This is a genomic window from Nocardia sp. NPDC003482, from assembly GCF_053588115.1.
Genome location: NZ_JBSFPI010000003.1, coordinates 124,951 through 142,096 on the forward strand (window position 1 = coordinate 124,951; position 17,146 = coordinate 142,096).

Annotated in this window: 22 protein-coding genes; 5 read left to right on the forward strand and 17 right to left on the reverse strand. The window is 66.5% G+C overall.

Features of this window, described 5'->3' with window-relative positions:
- Positions 1-13: 13 nt before the first annotated feature.
- The 3 genes from ACWDSJ_RS06005 to ACWDSJ_RS06015 all read right to left on the reverse strand — a co-directional run bounded on the left by ACWDSJ_RS06005 (position 14) and on the right by ACWDSJ_RS06015 (position 1,860).
- Positions 14-475, reverse strand: a complete 462-nt coding sequence (locus tag ACWDSJ_RS06005; protein ID WP_387362817.1) for a YbaB/EbfC family nucleoid-associated protein — start codon at positions 473-475, stop codon at positions 14-16.
- 6 nt (positions 476-481) lie between these two features.
- On the reverse strand, positions 482-829 hold the full coding sequence (locus ACWDSJ_RS06010) for a hypothetical protein (RefSeq protein WP_450029583.1): 348 nt from the start codon (positions 827-829) through the stop codon (positions 482-484).
- Positions 830-1,062: 233 nt separating this feature from the next.
- Positions 1,063-1,860, reverse strand: a complete 798-nt coding sequence (locus ACWDSJ_RS06015; RefSeq protein ID WP_387362820.1) for a MerR family transcriptional regulator — start codon at positions 1,858-1,860, stop codon at positions 1,063-1,065.
- A gap of 160 nt (positions 1,861-2,020) precedes the next feature.
- On the opposite strand from ACWDSJ_RS06015, the gene ACWDSJ_RS06020 reads away from it, so the two are divergent.
- Both ACWDSJ_RS06020 and ACWDSJ_RS06025 read left to right on the forward strand, forming a co-directional pair.
- Positions 2,021-3,574, forward strand: a complete 1,554-nt coding sequence (locus tag ACWDSJ_RS06020) for an amino acid permease (RefSeq protein WP_450029586.1) — start codon at positions 2,021-2,023, stop codon at positions 3,572-3,574.
- Positions 3,575-3,663: 89 nt separating this feature from the next.
- On the forward strand, positions 3,664-5,973 hold the full coding sequence (locus ACWDSJ_RS06025; protein ID WP_450029587.1) for a tetratricopeptide repeat protein: 2,310 nt from the start codon (positions 3,664-3,666) through the stop codon (positions 5,971-5,973).
- Between the two features lie 72 nt (positions 5,974-6,045).
- On the opposite strand, the gene ACWDSJ_RS06030 is transcribed toward ACWDSJ_RS06025, so the two are convergent.
- Complete coding sequence (locus ACWDSJ_RS06030) at positions 6,046-6,540, reverse strand: YbaB/EbfC family nucleoid-associated protein (RefSeq protein WP_450029588.1); 495 nt, start codon at positions 6,538-6,540, stop codon at positions 6,046-6,048.
- Positions 6,541-6,772: 232 nt separating this feature from the next.
- Between ACWDSJ_RS06030 and dtd the strand changes: the two genes are divergently transcribed.
- Together dtd and ACWDSJ_RS06040 are read left to right on the forward strand one after the other, a co-directional pair.
- A complete protein-coding gene (dtd, locus tag ACWDSJ_RS06035) occupies positions 6,773-7,216 on the forward strand; it encodes a D-aminoacyl-tRNA deacylase (RefSeq protein WP_450029590.1) in 444 nt (147 codons plus the stop codon).
- 158 nt (positions 7,217-7,374) lie between these two features.
- The gene (locus ACWDSJ_RS06040) at positions 7,375-7,587 is read left to right on the forward strand and encodes a hypothetical protein (RefSeq protein WP_387362828.1); all 213 of its coding nucleotides are present in this window, start codon (positions 7,375-7,377) and stop codon (positions 7,585-7,587) included.
- 90 nt (positions 7,588-7,677) lie between these two features.
- On the opposite strand, the gene map is transcribed toward ACWDSJ_RS06040, so the two are convergent.
- The 9 genes from map to rpsH all read right to left on the reverse strand — a co-directional run bounded on the left by map (position 7,678) and on the right by rpsH (position 13,116).
- Positions 7,678-8,478 carry a type I methionyl aminopeptidase gene (gene map / locus ACWDSJ_RS06045; RefSeq protein WP_450029592.1) on the reverse strand — a complete coding sequence of 267 codons (801 nt, stop codon included), beginning with the start codon at positions 8,476-8,478 and terminating at the stop codon, positions 7,678-7,680.
- 4 nt (positions 8,479-8,482) lie between these two features.
- Positions 8,483-9,028, reverse strand: a complete 546-nt coding sequence (locus tag ACWDSJ_RS06050; RefSeq protein WP_450029594.1) for an adenylate kinase — start codon at positions 9,026-9,028, stop codon at positions 8,483-8,485.
- Positions 9,025-10,347: a preprotein translocase subunit SecY gene (secY, locus tag ACWDSJ_RS06055; RefSeq protein ID WP_387362833.1), complete on the reverse strand. Its 1,323-nt coding sequence runs from the start codon at positions 10,345-10,347 to the stop codon at positions 9,025-9,027. Before secY ends, ACWDSJ_RS06050 begins: the two co-directional genes overlap by 4 nt.
- Positions 10,348-10,458: 111 nt before the next feature.
- Positions 10,459-10,902, reverse strand: a complete 444-nt coding sequence (gene rplO / locus ACWDSJ_RS06060) for a 50S ribosomal protein L15 (RefSeq protein ID WP_387362835.1) — start codon at positions 10,900-10,902, stop codon at positions 10,459-10,461.
- Complete coding sequence (rpmD, locus tag ACWDSJ_RS06065; protein WP_387362837.1) at positions 10,899-11,084, reverse strand: 50S ribosomal protein L30; 186 nt, start codon at positions 11,082-11,084, stop codon at positions 10,899-10,901. The genes rplO and rpmD overlap by 4 nt, the downstream gene beginning before the upstream one ends.
- A gap of 1 nt (position 11,085) precedes the next feature.
- Positions 11,086-11,721: a 30S ribosomal protein S5 gene (rpsE, locus tag ACWDSJ_RS06070; protein WP_387362839.1), complete on the reverse strand. Its 636-nt coding sequence runs from the start codon at positions 11,719-11,721 to the stop codon at positions 11,086-11,088.
- A 31-nt stretch (positions 11,722-11,752) separates the two neighbouring features.
- Entirely contained in the window at positions 11,753-12,160 is a 408-nt protein-coding gene (gene rplR / locus ACWDSJ_RS06075; RefSeq protein ID WP_387362841.1) for a 50S ribosomal protein L18, read from the reverse strand.
- A gap of 3 nt (positions 12,161-12,163) precedes the next feature.
- Positions 12,164-12,703, reverse strand: coding sequence for a 50S ribosomal protein L6 (rplF, locus tag ACWDSJ_RS06080; RefSeq protein ID WP_387362843.1), 540 nt, complete (start codon positions 12,701-12,703; stop codon positions 12,164-12,166).
- A 14-nt stretch (positions 12,704-12,717) separates the two neighbouring features.
- Entirely contained in the window at positions 12,718-13,116 is a 399-nt protein-coding gene (rpsH, locus tag ACWDSJ_RS06085) for a 30S ribosomal protein S8 (protein ID WP_387362845.1), read from the reverse strand.
- 302 nt (positions 13,117-13,418) lie between these two features.
- Between rpsH and ACWDSJ_RS06090 the strand changes: the two genes are divergently transcribed.
- Positions 13,419-13,829 (forward strand): hypothetical protein, encoded by a 411-nt coding sequence (locus ACWDSJ_RS06090; protein ID WP_387362847.1) that lies wholly within the window; start codon positions 13,419-13,421, stop codon positions 13,827-13,829.
- A gap of 6 nt (positions 13,830-13,835) precedes the next feature.
- On the opposite strand, the gene ACWDSJ_RS06095 is transcribed toward ACWDSJ_RS06090, so the two are convergent.
- The 4 genes from ACWDSJ_RS06095 to ACWDSJ_RS06110 are packed head-to-tail and all read right to left on the reverse strand — an operon-like array spanning position 13,836 to position 16,883.
- On the reverse strand, positions 13,836-14,522 hold the full coding sequence (locus ACWDSJ_RS06095; RefSeq protein ID WP_450029598.1) for an LpqN/LpqT family lipoprotein: 687 nt from the start codon (positions 14,520-14,522) through the stop codon (positions 13,836-13,838).
- A complete protein-coding gene (locus tag ACWDSJ_RS06100; RefSeq protein ID WP_450029600.1) occupies positions 14,519-15,487 on the reverse strand; it encodes a hypothetical protein in 969 nt (322 codons plus the stop codon). Before ACWDSJ_RS06100 ends, ACWDSJ_RS06095 begins: the two co-directional genes overlap by 4 nt.
- Positions 15,484-16,542 (reverse strand): hypothetical protein, encoded by a 1,059-nt coding sequence (locus ACWDSJ_RS06105; RefSeq protein WP_450029601.1) that lies wholly within the window; start codon positions 16,540-16,542, stop codon positions 15,484-15,486. The genes ACWDSJ_RS06100 and ACWDSJ_RS06105 overlap by 4 nt, the downstream gene beginning before the upstream one ends.
- A complete protein-coding gene (locus ACWDSJ_RS06110) occupies positions 16,539-16,883 on the reverse strand; it encodes a hypothetical protein (protein ID WP_450029603.1) in 345 nt (114 codons plus the stop codon). The genes ACWDSJ_RS06105 and ACWDSJ_RS06110 overlap by 4 nt, the downstream gene beginning before the upstream one ends.
- Positions 16,884-17,146 lie beyond the last annotated feature (263 nt).

The following is a 17,146-nucleotide window of genomic DNA, read 5'->3' on the forward strand; positions in this document are numbered from 1 at the left end:
CGTCAGTCCCCGATTACCAACCGGAATCGGTGACACCCGGTTTGCCGTCGGTCCGGTCGCCGAAGATCTCCTGCACCGGCTTGGTGACGGGGGCACGTTCCTGGCCGGGCATCCGGTCGCGCAGATCCGGCATCCCGGGCACGAGGTCGGACAGTTTCGGCAGTCGGGCGCGCTGTTCCTCCAGCGGGGCCATCAACTCTCTGGCCTTGCGTCCGACGTCGGCCGTCGCCTCCTGCGCGGCCTCGACGACCGCGCGAGCGAGGTCCGCGTAGTCCAGATCCTCCACATCGCGGCCGAATTTCAGATCGACCAGGACGCCGTCGGCGTTGACGGTCGCGGTAACCCTGTTGCGCCGCACCGATGCTCGCCCCACGAGCCGGAGGCGCTCGCGCTGCAACCGCGAGATGTTCTGCAGGGTCGACTCGATGTCCTCCCTGAGGTCCGGACGACTACCCGGACCGAGCGCTCCGGTCATCGCCGCCTACTTCCGCGTCTCGAAGCTCTGGCGGTTCTGGGCCTCGAGTTCGCTGCGCACCTTGTCGCCGGTCTTGCTCTGGCCGTCGGCGAGGTTCTCGATGCTCTTGGTCATGCCCTCGCCGCCGACGATGCCCTTGCCGACGTTCGCCTTGGTCGTCACGTAACCGTTGCCGCCGTCGCCCTCGGCGAATTGCCTTCCGGTTCGGTCGGTTCCCCACGGCGTGCCCAATGCGGCGAGCCCGGTGTCGAGCTTCTGCCAGACCTCGCTGATCCGATCGGCCACGTGCTGTGTCTTTCCGGCAGCCTTCTTGAAGGACTCCGGGTCGATCTCCCATTTCTGGGTCCCCATCACGCACCCCTCTCCTGCACTCCGGCCCGGGGAAGCGCGCACCCCGAGTCGACAACCGGGCGAACCCGACTGGGCCGATTCTGTCATCCGAACGGACGGAGCAGAATTGGTTACCAGTTGTGAAAGCCAAAGGAAATGTTAAGTATTCGCCCCAGGTACGAGGCGAGCAAGCCTTCGTGGGTTCCTACTCCAGTGAAGCACAGAACGTGCCGCCGGACAACGGCACGATGGAACGGTCAGTGCGTGGGGTGTTCGGCCTCGGGCAGCAACTCGGCGAGCTCGGCGGTGTCGCGTTCGAGATAGCGCGCCACATACCGGTCGACCAGTTCGGCGGCCACCCGGCCGGGCGCGACCCGGGCCTCGGTGAGCCGCGAGGTCAGTTCGGCCACATCGGCGGTGGTGCGCTCGGACTGCTGGAACGACTGCCACGCCGTGCGCTCGAACAGGTCCACGAACCGTCGCGCGATGCGGTCGCAGTCGGCCGCCAGCCGCTCCAGCTCGTCCAGCACCTGAGCCTGCGGCAAACCCGCGGCGGCCAGTTGATCGGCCACCCCTACGATCTGGCGATCCACCACGCGGTAGGTGGACGCGTCGACCGGTTCGTACATGCCCGCGGTGATCACGCGGGCCAGCCCGTTCGGCACGTCGCGATAGCGCTGCGCGAGTTCCGTTGCGGCGACGGTGATCTCACCGACGCCGCGACCCTTCTCGGCCGTGAACACGAAATCGGTGCGCGGCTCGTCGGCGGGCGCCGCGGCGCCCTCGTGCTCGCCGACGCCCAGGATGTCGCCGAGATCGTCGCCGCGATCCCAGGCCTCCAGCAACTCCCGGATGCCGTTCAGCTTGATGCCGCGATCGAGCAGCCGACTGATGGTCCGGACCCGGTTGAGGTGCTCGGGTCCGTAGAACCCGGTGCGCCCCTTGACCTGTGGCGGCGGCAGCACGCCGCGCTCGTGGTAGACCCGCACGCTGCGCACGGTGGTTCCGGCCTCGCGTGCCAGCTCGTCGATCGTGAACTCCGCACCCGCTGACATACCTCAAGGAAACCACACCGCAACATGCGCGGCTCCGGTCCGCGAGCGTGTGACGACGGTCGAAACATGAGATGACAACCGTGCACAGGTATTGAACGTGCCATTAAGTAGCGGTACGTTATTCACCGATATGATCGCCATCACATGAAAGGCCATCGTCATGACCACAGTTCGACCGCCCGCGGCGGAGGAGCACTCCGCGGCCCCCGGCTTGCATGCGGAGGACGCCGGCTACCACAAGGCCCTGCGGCCGCGTCAGTTGCAGATGATCGCGATCGGCGGCGCGATCGGCACCGGGTTGTTCCTGGGCGCGGGCGGTCGTCTCAAAGACGCCGGAGCCGGCCTGTTCCTGGCGTACGCGGTCTGCGGCATCTTCGTGTTCTTCATCCTGCGCGCCCTCGGCGAGCTGGTTCTGCACCGCCCGTCCTCGGGTTCGTTCGTGTCCTACGCCCGCGAGTTCTACGGCGAGAAGCTGGCTTTCGGCGTCGGCTGGATGTACTTCTTCCACTGGTGTATGACCGGCATCGTCGACATCACCGCGATCGCCACCTATGTGCACTACTGGGGTTCGCTGCAGGTCATTCCGCAATGGGTGATCGCGCTCATCGCGCTGGTGCTGGTGGTCTCCATCAACATGGTGTCGGTGCGGTGGTTCGGCGAGATGGAGTTCTGGGCCGCCCTGATCAAGGTCGTCGCGCTGGTCAGCTTCCTGGTCGTCGGCACGATCTTCCTCGCGGGCCGCTTCACGATCCAGGGGCAGAGCACCGGCTTCAGCGTCATCTCCCAGCACGGCGGGCTGTTGCCCAACGGCATGATTCCGCTGGTGCTGTGCACCACGGGCGTCATCTTCGCCTATGCCGCAGTCGAATTGATCGGCACCGCCGCCGGTGAGGCGGAGAACCCGGCCAAGATCATGCCGCGCGCGATCAACTCCGTCATCGCCCGCATCGCGTTGTTCTACGTCGGTTCGCTGGTGCTGCTCGCGCTGCTGCTGCCCTACACCGCCTTCAAGTCCGGCGAGAGCCCGTTCGTGACGTTCTTCTCCAAGCTGGGCGTCGAGGGCGCGGGCACGATCATGAACCTGGTGGTGCTGACCGCCGCGTTCTCGAGCCTCAACGCCGGTCTGTACTCCACGGGCCGCATCCTGCGCTCGATGTCGATGAACGGCAGCGCCCCGGCCATCGCGTCGCGGATGTCCAGTCGCGGTGTGCCTTACGTCGGCATCCTCGCCACCGGCACCATCGCCCTGGTCGGCGTCGGGCTCAACGCCGTGGTTCCGGAGAAGGCGTTCGAGATCGTGCTGAACATGTCGGCCCTGGGCACCATCACGGCGTGGGCGGCGATCGTGCTCTGCCAGCTCAAGTTGTGGCAGTGGGCGCGCGAGGGCCGGCTGGAGCGGCCGTCGTTCCGCCTGATCGGCGCGCCGTACACGGGCATCGCGACGCTGGTGTTCCTCGTGGCTGTGGTGGTGCTGATGTTGTTCAGCAACAGCGACGTTCAGCGCGGCGCCGTCATCGCCATGCTGGTGATCATGCTGCCGGCCCTGGTCGGCGGATGGTTCCTGGCGCGGCGGCGGGTGCTGCGGATCGCGGCCGAGCGCGAGGGCTACACCGGGCAGTTCCCGGTGCTGGCCGAGCGGCCGATGGAACATCGCGAACTGCACCACACCGATCCCACCGGCGGCACCACCGACGATGGGGCACAATCGCGATGAAACGCGGCCGATCGCTCCGCGACACGGACACCCACCCGTGTCGCGGAGCGTTTCGGAAGGGCAACGGATTCGTGGGTCTGAGAGGGTCTATGTCGGAACACTCCAGTGCGTCCGAGCAGCCACGCCCCCAGACCTGGGCGACGCGGCGGATGCGGGAGCCCGAGCCGAACGGCAACTCGCCGACCTGGGCGGGGCGCCGCGCGGTCTCCGACACCCGATCGTGGGTGGTGGAGGTCAGCGAACCGACCGCGGCCGACGGCGATCCGGGATCGGGCGCCAGCGTTCGTTCCCGGCCCAGCGTGCGCCGATTGGGCGCGGGCCTGGTCACGTTGCCACGGATCGCGCCGGTCGATCCCGCCGCCGCGATGCTCGTCGATCCGCTGGTTCCCGAGGCCAAGCGGTTCTGCTGGAAGTGCGGCAAGCCGGTCGGCCGCTCGGCCGACGGCGAGCCCGGCCCCACCTCGGGCCGCTGCGGAAACTGCGGCTCGCCGTTCAACTTTCGGCCCCTGCTCGATCACGGCGAACTGGTGGCGGGACAGTACGAGGTGCAGGGGTGTCTGGCCTACGGCGGGATGGGCTGGATCTACCTGGCCCGCGATCGCAATGTCAGCGACCGCTGGGTGGTGTTGAAGGGCCTGCAGAATCCGATGGATTTCGAGGCCCATGTCGTCGCGCTCGCCGAACGCCAATTCCTCTCGGAGATGACGCATCCCGGCATCGTCAAGATCTTCAACTTCGTCAAGCACCGCACCCCCGACGGTGTCCAGGCCGGGTACATCGTCATGGAGTACCTGAGCGGGAGCTCGCTCAAGACGATGCTGGATCGCCGTGCGCCGGAACGGCTTTCGGTATCCGAGGCGATCACCTACGTGATGGAGGTGCTGCCCGCGCTGGACTATCTGCACTCGTTCGGGCTGGCCTACAACGACCTCAAGCCCGACAACATCATGATCGGGGAGGACGAGGTCAAGCTCATCGATCTCGGCGCGGTCGCGGCGCGCGAGTCCGGCGGGAACCTGTACGGCACACCCGGCTATCAGGCCCCGGAGTTCACCCGGACCGGGCCGACCATCGCGTCCGACATCTACACCGTGGGCCGCACCCTGGCGGCGCTGACCTTGGATCTACCCACCGACGCGCACGGGCACAAGCTGCCCGGCATCCCGGACGACGATCCGGTCCTGACCAAACATCCGACGTTCCGGCGGCTGCTGGTGCGCGCCACGGATTCCGATCCGACACACCGGTTTCCGTCCGCTTACGCGATGTATCGCCAGTTGTCCGGGGTATTGCGGGCGGTGCTGGCCGAGGAGTCCGGGCGCGAATATCCGCAGGTCTCCTCGGTGTTCGGCGCGCCGCGCGGTGAGTTCGGGATCGACACGCTGGTGCGCCGGACCGATGGCCTGGTCGACGGCCGCCATCGCGAGCTGGTGCTGGACGCGCCGAGTGTGGTTGCGGCGCTGCCGGTTCCGCTCATCGATCCCGAGGATCCGAGCGCGGAGTTGCTGTCGCCGCTGTTGCACGGCGATCCGCGCCTGGCCCTGGACACACTGCGGCAGAGCGGTGAGAGCATGCGAGCGGGCACGATCGACGAACCCGCCACCTTCGCGCTCGAGAGCGCCCTCACCGCCGCCCGCGCCCACCTCGACCTACGCGAAACCGACGCCGCCCGCGCGAGGTTGGCCGCGCTCGCCGACGGCTATCGCACCGATTGGCGCGTCGACTGGTACATCGCGATCGCCGAACTCGCCAGTGGCAACTACGAAAAGGCGTACAACCGTTTCGATCTCGTGCACGGCCGGGTTCCCGGCGAGATCGCCCCGCAGCTGGCGCTCGCCGCCACCTCCGAGTTGCTGATCCAAACCCTCGACGAACCCGAGGATCTCGAACTGTGGTGCGAATCGGCCACCCAGTACTACCGCGCGGTCTGGCGCACCAACCGCGGCATCACCAGCGCCGCCTTCGGCCTCGCCCGACGGCTCGCCGCCGACGGCGACACCGCCACCGCGGTCGCGACGCTCGAACAGGTCCCCCCGACCTCGCGCCACCACAACATGGCCGTCCTGACCGCCTGCCTCCTCCTGGTCTCCCGCTCCCCCGCCGACACCACCCAGGCCGACCTCGACCAGGCCGCCGCCCGCCTGCAAACCCTCCCCGACGAACCCCGCCTCCTCCAGCTGGAGGCCATAGTCCTCGGCGCGGCCCTGAGCTGGCTCCGCGCCGGAGGCCACCCGACCTCCCCCACGGCCACCATCCTCACCGCCCCCTACACCGAACCGGGCCTACGCGAGGGCCTGGAATCCGTCCTCCGCGCCATCGCCCGCACCAGCCCCCACCGCCTCCAACGCTATGCCTTGGTGGATTTGGCCAACTCCCTACGCCCCCGCTCCTGGTGGTAGCCGCCCTGGGGATCGAGGCCCACAGGCCGTAAAGCATTCGCGCCCAACCGAATCAGACCGAACCGCCCGACCTCACCAACCCGAATCGGTCGCCCGATGATTACGGTCGCGCTCGTGGTCGAACGCCTCGACATCCGTGAAGCGCATACTGCCGTCGGAGGCGGGGCGGCGGCGGGGTGGGTCGATCGACGCGCGCGGGGGTTCCGGGAGGGAGAGGTCGGGCATGCCCTCCACCAGTTCGGTGAGTTTGGGTAGGCGGGCGCGTTGGTCTTGCAAGGGGGCGAAGAGGTCTCGGGTCTTGCGGGCCACCTCCGCGGAGGCCTGTTGGGCGGCTTCGGTGATGGCCTTGGCTATTTCGGGGTAGGTGAGGTCCTCGATGTCGGGGCCGAAGGTGGTGTCGATGATGGTGTTGTCGGCGTTCACAGTGACGGTCACGCGCTTGCGGACCGTCGCGGTGGCGACGAGTTCGGCGCGTTCCATTTGCAGGCGCGCGATCGTGCGCAGCTGTTCCTGTACGTCATCGATGAGTCCGGCCAGATCGGCCCTGCTCGCTCGTTCATTGGTCATGCGACGGTCACTTCCGTTCCCTTGCTTGTCCGACGACCATGGCAGCCGAGTTCGAATCTATTGTTAAGGGAATGTGAATGCCCGCTGCCGTGACAGTTGCGCGCAAACCACCGGACATAGTCGGCGACAAGGTTTTTCAGCATGCGCCGCTGGTCGAGAACAGAAGCGAACAATCGGTTTATCGAACATGAACAGTGGATGATCTACACCCGAGCTGAAAGGATGGACCACCGTGCGGGTACTGGTGCAGCGAGTGACGTCGGCGCGGGTGCGCGTCGGCGACGAGATCGTCGGCAGTATCGATCCGAGCGCAAGCGGCGCGCCGCACGGCCTGCTCGCGTTGGTGGGCGTCACCCATTCCGATACCGAGGCGACCGCGAAAGCGTTGGCGGACAAGATATTCCGGTTGCGTGTTCTCGACGGGGAGCGGTCGTCGGCCGATCTGGGGGCGCCGATCCTGGTGGTCAGTCAGTTCACCCTCTACGCCGACACCGCCAAGGGACGGCGGCCCTCCTGGTCGGCGGCCGCGCCGGGTCCGGCCGCCGAGCCGCTGGTGGATCGCTTCGCGGAGACCCTGCGCGAACTCGGCGCCACCGTCGCGACGGGAAGATTCGGCGCGCATATGCGCATCGAACTGGTCAATGACGGGCCGGTGACCCTCCTGCTCGAGGCGTGAGGAGTTCAGCTCTGCGCGAACGGTCTCGGCGAACAGATCAATTCATTGTGAAATCTCCAGCGCGAGCGGCAAAGCCGCCGTACCGTACTCCACACCCGGCTACCGTTCGGTCCGCCCGCCTCGCAGCACGCCGGGACGGGGAGGAAAAGGAGACCATCATGACCAAGCGCCGCGGCCCTGCGGCTCCCGAAATCCATGAAATATTGGACTATTTCGGCAAGTGCCCCGAATGCGGTTATCCCGCACGGGCATCCATGTCCGCCCAGGACACCACCATGGTCCACGCCTCGTGCGACCGCCCCTGCGGCTGGACCGGCACCGTCCCCCTCACCACCATGACCGGCCGCAACGGACGCACCCGCACGGCCTGACCCAGCCGCACCCCTTGTTCCCACACGCACACCTTCCAGGGCACTGAAGGGGGTGCGGATCCGAATAGAGGGTGCGGCTGGGTGGGAGTGCTATTCGGGGCGGGGGGTGAGGATTCGGGGGCCTTGTTCGGTTACCGCTACCGTGTGTTCCCAGTGGGCGGCTCGGCTGCCGTCTTCCGTGACGACCGTCCAGTCGTCGGCCAGGACGCGGGTTTGGGTGGTGCCGAGGGTCAGCATGGGTTCGATCGCCAGGACCGAGCCGACGACCAGCTTCGGGCCGCGGCCCGGGTCGCCCTCGTTGGCGAGGAAGGGGTCCATGTGCATCTGGCGGCCGATGCCGTGGCCGCCGTAGCCGTCGACGATGCCGTAGGCGCGGCCGTGGTCGCGTTCGGCGGCGCGGGTCCCCAACTCGATGGCGTGGGAGACGTCGGTGAGCCGGTTACCGGGCAGCATCGCCTCGATACCGGCCTCCATCGACAGTCGCGTGGCCTCGCTGAGCAGACGGTCCGCCTCGATGACGGTCCCGATGCCGAACGTCCACGCCGAATCGCCGTGCCAGCCGTCCAGGATCGCGCCGCAGTCGATCGATACCAGATCGCCGTCGGCGAGCACCTCGTCGGCGGACGGAATGCCGTGCACCACACGGTCGTTCACCGACGAGCAGATCGACCCGGGGAATCCGTGGTAGCCCTTGAACGACGGAACCGCACCGGCGTCGCGGATGACCTGTTCGGCGATCTCGTCCAACTCGAGCGTCGAGACGCCCGGCTTGGCCGCGGTCCGCACCGCGACCAGGGCCTGGCCGACGATCGCGCCGGCCGCGGCCATGGCGTCGAGTTCTCCGGCGGTGCGGAACGGCACCACCTTCTTGTTCTTGCGGCCGAAGACCATTCCGTCAGCGACCCAGGGCCCGCAGGATGCGCTCGTTCACTTCCTCGACCGAGCCCACGCCGTCGACGGAGACGACCGAACCGTCGTAGTGATCGAGCAGCGGCTCGGTCTCCTCGCGATAGACGCGCAGCCGGTTGCGGATGACGCCCTCGTTGTCGTCGTCGCGGCCGCGGCCCAGCATCCGCTGCACCACGACGTCCTCGGGCACGACGATGCTGACCACGCCGGCGAGCTCGCCGCCGGACTCCTTGAGCATCTTCTCCAACGCCTCGGCCTGGTCGACCGTGCGCGGGTAGCCGTCGAGGACGAAGCCGTTGGCGGCGTCCGGCTCGGCGATGCGCGACTCCACCATGCGGTTGGTCACGTCGCTGGGCACCAGATTGCCCGCGTCCAGGTACTTCTGCGCCTCACGACCCAGCGGGGTCTGCTGAGAGATGTTCGCGCGGAAGAGGTTCCCGGTGGAGATGTGCGGAACACCCAGCTTGTCCGACAGCAGTTCAGCCTGCGTGCCCTTGCCGGCACCCGGCGGTCCGAGCAGTACGAGTCTCACTTGAGGAACCCTTCGTAATTTCTGTTCATCAATTGGCTCTCGATCTGTTTGACCGTATCGAGGCCCACGCTCACCACGATCAGCACCGAGGTGCCGCCGAAGGGCAGGAAGTTGGACCCTCCGGCCGCGCCGATGTGCAGGAACACATTCGGCAGCACGGCCACCAGACCCAGGTAGAGCGAACCCGGCAGGGTGATGCGGCTCAGGACGTACTGCAGATAGTCCGCGGTGGGCTTGCCCGGGCGGTACCCGGGGATGAACCCGCCGAACTTCTTCATCTCGTCCGCGCGTTCCTCCGGATTGAACGTGATCGCCACATAGAAGTAGGTGAAGAACACGATCAACGCGAAGTAGATCGCCACATAGACCGGGTTACCAGGGTTGACCAAGTATTTCTGGATGATCTCCTGCCACCAGCTGCCCTTGCCGCCGGAGGTGTTCTGCGTCAACTGGGCGACCAGGTTCGGCAGATACAGCAGCGAGGACGCGAAGATCACGGGAATCACGCCCGCCTGGTTGACCTTCAACGGCAGATAGGTCGACGAGCCGCCGTACATCTTGCGGCCCACCACGCGTTTGGCGTATTGCACCGGGATCCGGCGCTGACCCTGTTCGACGAAGATCACCGCCACGATGACCAGCAGCGCCGCGAAGCAGACCAGGCCGAAGATCAACCCGCCCTTGCTGTCGAGAATCTGCTTGCCCTCACTGGGGATTCGCGCCGCGATACCCGCGAAGATCAACAGCGACATGCCGTTTCCGACGCCGCGCTCGGTGATCTGCTCGCCGAACCACATGACCAGCGACGCACCGGCGGTCATCACCAGCACGATGATGATCATGCCGAAAACGCTTGTGTCCGCGAGGATGTCCTGCGGGCAGCTCGGCATCAGCTGCTTGCGGGCGGCGAGCGCCACCAGACCGGTCGCCTGCAGCACCGCCAGCGCGATCGCGAGATACCGCGTGTACTGCGTCATCTTGGTCTGGCCGGACTGGCCTTCCTTGCGCAGTTCCTCGAAACGCGGAATCACCACGGTGAGCAGCTGGATGATGATGCTCGCCGTGATGTAGGGCATGATGCCGATCGCGAAAATCGACAGCTGCAGCAGCGCGCCGCCGGAGAACAGGTTGATCAGCTGGTAGATGCCCGCGTTGTCACCGCCGGAGACGATGTCGACGCAGTGCCGGACCGCCTTGTAATCCACACCGGGCGACGGCAGTGTCGCACCGATGCGGTACAGCACGATCAGGCCCAGCGTGAAGAGAATCTTCCGCCGTAAGTCCGGGGTCCGGAAAGCCGATACGAAGGCGGAAAGCACAGATCCTCCTGGCTAACGACATGGGGCGATGGCAGACAACAATTGAACTCTAACAGCGGCGCCGGACGGGCTCTCACCCGTCCGGCGCCCACTGTCTATTGACCCTTACTGTCAGCCCAGCTCGGTGGCGGTGCCACCGGCGGCGGTGATCTTCTCCTTCGCGGAGCCGGAGAACTTGTCGGCGCTGACCTGAACGGCCACACCGATTTCCCCGTTGCCGAGCACCTTGACCAACTCGTTCTTGCGGACCGCGCCCGCCGCGACGAGTTCGTCCTTGCCGATGGTCCCGCCCTCGGGGAACAGCCGGGCGATGTCGCCCACGTTCACGACCTGGTACTCGACGCGGAAGGGGTTGGTGAAGCCCTTCAGCTTCGGCAGCCGCATGTGGATCGGCATCTGGCCGCCCTCGAAGCGGGCGGGCACGTTCTTGCGAGCCTTCGTACCCTTGGTACCGCGGCCCGCGGTCTTGCCCTTGGAGCCCTCACCGCGACCGACGCGGATCTTCTCGGTCTTGGCGCCGGGGGCCGGACGCAGATGATGCAGTTTGATGGTCATGCGTTGACCTCCTCAACGGTAACGAGGTGGCGCACGACGTTGATCAGCCCGCGGTTCTGCGAATTGTCCTCGCGCACAACGGTCTGGCGGATTCCGCGCAGGCCGAGGGTGCGCAGCGACTCGCGCTGATTCTTCTTGGCGCCGATCGTGGACTTGATCTGGGTCACCTTCAGCTGTGCCATGTCAGACTCCCACTCCCGCGCGCGCACGCAGCATGCCCGCAGGAGCGACGTCCTCGATCGGCAGACCGCGACGGGCCGCCACCTCCTCGGGACGCTGCAGCTGCTTGAGGGCCGCCACGGTCGCGTGCACGACGTTGATGGCGTTGTCGCTGCCCAGCGACTTGGCCAGGATGTCGTGGATACCGGCGCACTCCAGCACGGCACGGGCCGCGCCACCGGCGATCACACCGGTACCGGGCGAGGCCGGACGCAGCATGACCACACCGGCCGCCGCCTCACCCTGAACCGGGTGGGTGACGGTCGAGCCGATCATCGGGACGCGGAAGAAGTTCTTGCGCGCCTCCTCGACACCCTTCTGGATGGCCGCGGGAACTTCCTTGGCCTTGCCGTAGCCGACGCCGACCAGGCCGTTGCCGTCGCCCACGATCACCAGGGCGGTGAAGCTGAAGCGCCGGCCACCCTTGACGACCTTGGAGACGCGGTTGATGGCGACGACCCGCTCGAGCTGGTTCTTCTCGGCCTGGGTCTGCTCGCGACGATCGTCGCGGCGACCGCGACGCTCGCCGCGACCGCCCTCGTTGCTTCCGTTCTGTCCGGCGGGTCCGTTGCCGCCGTCACGCCGCTGACGTCCCGGCATCAGACATTCCTTCCGTTGGTGAGCTTGGTCATCAGAACTTCAACCCGCCTTCCCGAGCGGCGTCCGCGAGCGCGGCGATCCGGCCGTGGTAGTCGTGGCCACCGCGGTCGAACACCACGGTCTCCACACCGGCGGCCTTGGCGCGGGCGGCGATCAGCTCGCCGACCTTCGCGCCCTTGGCGCTCTTGTCGCCCTCGACGGCCCGGACATCGGGCTCGATCGTGGAGGCGGCGGCGACGGTCTGGCCGATCGAGTCGTCGACGAGCTGGACGTGCAGGTGCCGCGAGGAGCGGAACACGACCAGACGCGGACGCTCGGCGGTGCCGAGGACCTTCTTGCGCAGACGGAAGTGTCGGCGGGTCTTGGCAACACGACGCCGAGTCGACACATCCTTGCCGAGCGGCTTGCGCGCGGCCTTCTGGGTTTCGGTTTGTGCCATGGCTTACTTACCCGTCTTTCCGACCTTGCGGCGAACGACTTCGCCTTCGTACCGGATGCCCTTGCCCTTGTACGGGTCGGGCTTGCGCAGGCCGTGGATGACCGCGGCGATCTGGCCGACCTTCTGCTTGTCGATGCCCGACACCGAGAACTTGGTGGGGGTCTCGACCTTGAAGGTGATGCCCTCGGGGGCCTCGACCGGAACCGGATGGCTGTAGCCCAGGGCGAACTCGAGGTTCGAGCCCTTGGCCTGCACGCGGTAACCGACGCCGAAGATTTCCATCTTCTTCTCGTAACCCTGGGTCACGCCCTGGATCATGTTGGCGATCAGGGTCCGGGTCAGCCCGTGCAGCGACCGGTTCTGGCGCTCGTCGTTGGGGCGGACGACCTCGATCTGGCCGTCCTCACCCTTGGCGACGGTGATCGGCTCGGCCACGACGTGCGACAGGGTGCCCTTGGAACCCTTCACCGTCACGCTCTGGCCGTCGATGGTCACCTCGACGCCGGTGGGAACCGGGATCGGCTTCTTGCCGATACGCGACATTGCTCCTACCTCCCTTACCAGACGTAGGCGAGGACTTCCCCGCCTACACCCTGCTGCTTGGCCTGACGGTCGGTGAGCAGGCCCTGCGACGTGGAGATGATGGCCACGCCGAGGCCGCCCAGCACCTTGGGCAGGTTGGTGGACTTCGCGTACACCCGAAGACCGGGCTTGGACACCCGGCGCACACCGGCGAGCGAGCGCTCGCGGCTCTGTCCGTACTTCAGGTCGACGATCAGGGTCTTGCCGACGGGCGCGTCCTCGACGCGGTAGTCGGCGATGTAGCCCTCACGCTTCAAGATGTCGGCGATGTTCGCCTTCAGCTTGGAGTGCGGCGCCTTCACCTGATCGTGGTACGCCGAGTTGGCGTTGCGCAGACGGGTCAAGAAGTCTGCAATCGGATCAGTCATGGTCATGGGTAGACCACTCACCTTTCTCGCCGCGGTTCCCATGCAGCACCGGCATGTCCCTACGGGCACGCCGATCGTGGGCCTACAGCAATTCGGCTGGTCCGGCCGGCTTTGGCCGGTCGGTTGAGTGCTTGTTGGCGGGGGTCGTGTGCGGACACAGAGCTCCCCAGGCAACCGGTTCAGTGTAAAGGGGGGCGTGAGCTGGGCAAAATTCGGGTGGGGTGGGTTGGGACACAGTCGGGGTCTGGTGCGCCTAAGGTGTCACGCAGCACGACAGCTCGATATATCCGCCCTCGAGAGGAGAGCTTGTGCGTTCCGCGATCTTCGCGTTCTCGGTGTTCGCCGCGGTGGTGACGATAACCGGCTGCGCCGACGACAAACCGACGGTCACCGCGACCCCCAGCCACGCCGACGCGGCACAGAAGTCGGAGCCGTCCGGCCCCGGCGGCCAGCTGACGGTGCAGGCGGGGACGGGCACCGAGCGGTTCCCGGTGCCTGGGGTGGCGGTGCGGGTGACGTCGTGCGAGAACGATTCCGAACTCGCGACGATCACCACGGGCAAGGATGGCAATGCGTCGCAACAGGTTTCGGCCGGGTGTTACCGGGCGACGGTGACGACGGTGCCGTCGGGGTGCCAGCCGGACGCGGTGGCGAGTGAGACGGCGGATATCAAGGTGGATGAACCGGCTACGGTGAAGTTCTTGATCCACTGCGCGTAGGCGGGGTCATTCCAGCCAGCCGGTGCGGCGTTTTCGGGTGAAGTATTCGTCGTCTTCGGTGTGGTCGAAGACGGGGCCTGGGGGCCAGTGGCGGAGTGGCTCCGGCCGGGTTCCCGGATCAGGTGACTTGTCTTTCGCCTGTTCCAGTTCCGACGGCGACAGCGGAGGTCTCACCCGCAAAGAGCCCGCAACGGCATCGCCGTCCCTGATCGATTCGACTCGGGTCGTGACCGTGAGCTGCACGAGGAACTGCTGGCGGGTGACTCGAAAGAGCAGGTAGCGGTTGGACGACCAGAGCCTCAGCGCGCCCGCTGAATACCGGCCGCTGATCACAGCGGACGGTTGTCCGCCGAAAGTCCCACTGCCGCTGTGCTCCTCGGACCAACCAGGCAACGCGCGGGAACTCGTGAATGCACAGCTCAACAAGGCCGCAGCATCCACTTCACCGGTCAACCTGCCGATCAGTAGCACCGCGTTGTCCGCCCAGCCCTCTCCTTCCGCGGGCGGTAGCGCCCACACCCCGTAGGCATGCGGGAACGCGGCCGCCGCCACTCGACGCCAGCCGACCGGCACCAGAACCTCCGCGATCGGCGCACCCACGGTGTCTCGATGGGCGACCACGAGACCAACCCCGGCGCGGTTCAGATACTCGGCCACAGAGAGGGGCATGCCGCCCGGCGATCCGGAAGTCATTGCGCCGCATTTCCTTCGGGGTACAACTTGGACAACCTCTGCTGCTCTGCCAGCGGGGGTGGGGTGAACCACGCCGGGGCATCCGGATGGGCCAGACAAACTCGGGACTCGGGCTGCGAAACCAGGATCCGCACGACAGCCAGAATCGTATTCGCCTCTCCCGCAAGGGCATACACCGGCAGCGCCACTCGGTCCGGCCGGTCCAGCCGCAGCTCCAATCGGGTAACCGGGGGGCAGGGCGTTCTGAGGTACAGATCGATGGTCGGTAGCGGCCCCGCTTGGGCCGACGAGCGAAACTCTCCTTTCGCGACCGACGCCACGTCGTCCCATTTCACGAACCGATCCTTCCGGTCACCACCCGGAAATGCGCTGGGCCTTTTCACGCCGAGGGGATACAGCTCGACCGACAGTTTCCAACGAAGCAGGACGGCCAACACCAGCGCGCACAGGGCGCTGACCACACCGAATATTAGCGCCAATGTCGCGCCACCCTGATTGTTTTTCGACAACGGCAGCAGACCGTCGTCATAGAATCCGTTCCGCCAGGCGAGCCACGCGGCGATTCCATAAACCGCGACGCCACCGAGCGCGAGGTACAGTATCGGATTGGTCCGGCGGGGTCGAAGCACAACTCCGGGACCGTGTTCACCGTCCAGACGGCGAAATGCCTCGGCGCGGGGTTTGCGACGCACCAAATCCGCGTTGCCGATGAGCACGAATCCGATACCTCCGACCATCGAAGCGCCGCCAAGGCCACCGATCACCGTGATGGTGTGCCGCGCGCGCAGCCCGTCGACAATCACGATGGCGATCCAAACAACGGCGACGATCAGGAGCGCCCCACCTGTGACCGCCGCGAGAACCCGGGTACCGAGCGAGCGGCCCGAAACCGGCCAAGCCGGAACCCATTGCCACTGCGGAAAAGCCACCTCCGACCGCGACGCCGAGCCGTTCGGTTCGGTCATTCCCATAGCCATTGAATCCCTTTCGACCCCAAGTAGGACGCACCGGCGCCCACCGCGGATCCGACGACGAGACCCACCACGTTTCCGACGCCTGGAACCACGCTCCCGAGTTCTGTCCCGGCGACCGCTCCGCTGGCCATACCCCCGAGCACACCACCCGCCAGCAACCCCGCCGCAGTTCCGCCGCCCTCACTCACGACCGCCTCGGTCGGGTCCATCCCGCCATGAATATCGTCCACGATGGAAGGGACCGTCCCGATCGCGCTACCCACGACTCCCAATCTGCTGAACCCGGACGAGACATCGCGAGCCCAGGTGCCGTCCTTTCCGACGTTTCCCCAGTTCTCGACCCATTTGAGCACCCCCGCGTCACCCGCGTCCTTCGCCGCATTCTCCAACCCCAGCCGGGTCCCCTCCGTCATGGCTCCCGCGATCGTGGACGCGGTCATTCCCGGCACATCCGGCGCCCAGAACGAGGTGGGATTGGTGGCGATACTGTCCGCGATCGCCTTGGGATCCTCCTTTTTGATCTTCTGAATCTCCGCGGACTCCGTTTTCAGCGCCGAATCCGTTGCCAGCATCGCGAGTTCATGACGCGCGTGGGAGAGTTTGGCGCTCCATTTCACGTCCGCGGACACCAGCGTCGCGACGAGGCCGGACAAGCGGGAAAGCTGCTGTCCCGCATCGGAATTCCAATCCTCGACTCCGGTGATGGTCCAATCGTCGGCCACGGCGACCGGAGCGACGGCATAGAGTTGGAGGATGGTCTTGATCTCCGAGAGCGGGTGGGCCATTTCGTCGTGGGCACCCGAGCAGGCCGCGGCGATATCGTCGTAAGCCGTCGCCACGGCACGCATCTGTTTCTGCTCCCTGTCGGCCTTGCCTTCGGCGGCGTCCTTGGCCGCGCCTTTCCAGACCAGGCCGTCGTGAATGGTGGTGTGCATCGTGTCGGCCGCCTTGGCGATCGCGTCCGCCAGCGCGGTGGCGTCCGCGGCCAGACCGGCCAATCCGGCGACATCCCAATTGCTCACCTGACTCGGCGTCGCCATGGTCACCGCCCCGGAAACGAGGTCGGCAGTGCCGGTTCGGCGGGATTCCCGGAATTGAAATCGGCGACGGTCGCGATCCGTTGAGCCGCGTCCACATCGCTGCCGTGGAATTTGTCGGCGGACAACGCCAACGCCCCGGAGAACTCGTTGAACCGGGCCTGCAACACGGCCTTGGCCAACGAACTGACCGCATCCAAACCCGCCAGCACATCCCCCACGGCCGATCCCTTCAGCGCATCCGCCACCGGCTGCGATTTCACCTGTGGCGCATGATCGATCTCTTCCGGCAGTAGGGCCAGAGCCGCAGCAGCTTGCCGGAGACTATCGGGATTCACTTCGAACGGCATGGGATACAGCATTCCGGACACCTACTGTCCACCGCCACAGCAAGTCCGACTTGTCCCTTTACGAGTGGTAGTCCCACATATCGAACCGTGCTGGAAGGGGCTTTCACCGACGGCCGCGGAGGGTGCGTGAGCTTCGGCAACCGAGCCCGCGATCACGACATGACCCGCGACTGATTGGGCGGCCGCGAAAGCCCTTTGGTAAGTTGACCTCTCGTCGTCACATGCGGCTCGACGGGCTTCCGCTGACGCGGATACGCCCCCAC